This window comes from Microbacterium sp. BF1 (assembly GCF_019279095.1).
Classification (GTDB): Bacteria; Actinomycetota; Actinomycetes; order Actinomycetales; family Microbacteriaceae; genus Microbacterium; species Microbacterium maritypicum.
This window is the reverse complement of record NZ_JAGYWT010000452.1, coordinates 1-1,987: the sequence shown is the minus strand read 5'-3', so window position 1 is coordinate 1,987 and position 1,987 is coordinate 1. Positions and strand designations below refer to the sequence as shown.

3 protein-coding genes are annotated in these 1,987 nt (G+C 66.4%); 1 reads left to right on the top strand and 2 read right to left on the bottom strand.

What is annotated here, in order from left to right:
* Positions 1-436: O-methyltransferase (locus tag KZA10_RS13525; RefSeq protein ID WP_218683135.1), on the top strand; the 436-nt coding region annotated here is incomplete at its 5' end.
* Positions 437-539: 103 nt separating this feature from the next.
* Here KZA10_RS13525 and KZA10_RS13520 read toward each other — a convergent pair.
* Entirely contained in the window at positions 540-713 is a 174-nt protein-coding gene (locus KZA10_RS13520) for a DUF3117 domain-containing protein (protein WP_017203323.1), read from the bottom strand.
* Positions 714-807: 94 nt separating this feature from the next.
* Positions 808-1,767: a hypothetical protein gene (locus KZA10_RS13515; protein WP_308289678.1), complete on the bottom strand. Its 960-nt coding sequence runs from the start codon at positions 1,765-1,767 to the stop codon at positions 808-810.
* Positions 1,768-1,987: the final 220 nt, after the last annotated feature.

Here is a 1,987-nt window from a genome sequence, read left to right as displayed (position 1 = left end):
CTGGCTGCTGCGTGGGGCGCCGCAGGCCGTGCTCACCTCGATCGACAACGAGCCGGAGCATCTCGCCGCGGCACGGCAGGCCTTCGCCGATGCGAAGATCCCGTCCACACGAGCCCGTTTCATCACGGGGCGAGCGATCGATGTGCTCCCCCGCATGAACGAGAACTCCTACGACATCGTGCTGGTGGACGCCGACCCCGAGCACGTCATCGAATACGTCGAGCACGGTCTGCGTCTCGCACGCACCGGGGGGCTCGTCCTCGTGCCCCGTGTGCTCGCAGGCGGCCGCGTCGCCGACCCCGTGCAGCGCGACGAGATCACTTCGGCCTACCGGTCCCTCGTGCAGGAGACGCAGGAGTCCTCGGCCGTCCTGGCCACGCTCTCCCCCGCCGGCGAAGGACTACTGCAGCTGATCAGCCTCGCAGAGCGCGACTGACGCACGAACCTCGCGGGGCACAGGCACCGTTCGCAGACGAAAAGGGCGGTGGATCCGAGGATCCACCGCCCTTTTCGGATCCGCTCGAGCGGACCCAGGTCGATCAGGCCGGTGCCACGACGGCGGCAAGCACGTCGTGAAGCTCCTTGGCCTCGGCGTCGTTCACAGAGACGACCAGGCGGCCGCCGCCTTCGAGCGGAACGCGCACGATGATGAGTCGTCCTTCTTTCACGGCTTCCATAGGCCCGTCTCCGGTCCTCGGCTTCATCGCTGCCATCGTGGCTCCCTTTCCTCCGGTGGTATGGGATGAGTTTATCGGGTGTCACCGGGACCTGGAGGTCACGGAGCAACAATTGGCTCGAGCTTCACGATCACGGCACCTGCCAGAACGTGCTCCCGAGCGCATATACGTGGTAGATCCAGAACCATTGTCCGACCAGACATGCGGCCAGCACCCCGATGCGCCAGAGGCGTGATCGAGACACGGCGACCGCACCCCAGAGCGGGCTGAGGGGCAGGAGCAGACGGAAAGTGCTCGACTGCGGGAAGAAGACGGCGAGCAGATACAGCAGGTAACTCGCACTCCACAGCCGAAGATCCGCGCCGAGAGCCCGAACCTGCGGGGAGAACAGGAGCGCTGCAGACGCGCCGATGACCAGCACGGCGAGTACGAGGGGTCCCCACCACTGCGGCATCCCCCAGAGCGCGAACCAGAACTGCGACGCCTGGACCCACCCCTCGAACGGGATGAACCCCTCGACACCGCCGGTGATCCAATGCTGACGCCACGCGAGTTCGGTCGCGAGATACGCACCGGGGTCTCCCGTGACGATTCCCGCGATCGCCTGCCAGGCGAAGCCGGACGCGGTCGCGAGGGCGCCGAGAGCGAGGATGTGCGCGATCTCGCGTCCCGGGAGCGGATCCTGTGCGCGCCGGATCCAGCGCAGGACACCGTGCAGGCCCAGATAGAGGGCGAAGGCGAGGATCCCCGGGCGGGTGAAGGCCATCACCGGGATGAGGATGTACAACCAGACGTACCTGCGCCGGATCGTCGCATCGAGGGCCAGGAACAGCAGCAGAAGGAACAGGGTCTCGGCATACCCGACCTGGAACATCGCCGCGATCGGCCCGGCGGCGAAGAACACCACGGCCCACATCGCCGCCGAGTTCCCGAGACGCTCGCGAAGCAGACGATGAAGCGCGAGACAGGCCAGGTACCCCGCCACGAGTGACAGCACGAGAGCCCCGGCTCCCCAGGACCCGAGCACGAACCCGATCCCCTTGGCTGCATATGCGAACACCGGCATGAATGCCCAGGCGTTCTCGACCACGTCGCCCGTGTCCGAGAGCGGCAGCTCGCTCGGATATCCGTTCTCGGCGACCAGCCAGTACCACTGCGCATCCCAGCCGAGGACGAAGTCGATCCCTGCCCACCGCGACGACCGGGAACGGATCGCACGAAATCGGACGGGGAGCAGCTATGACGTTACTCAGATGCGCCCAGCGACCACGCCGGTTGCGGACATTTTTCGGATACCTCTCGAAACTCGG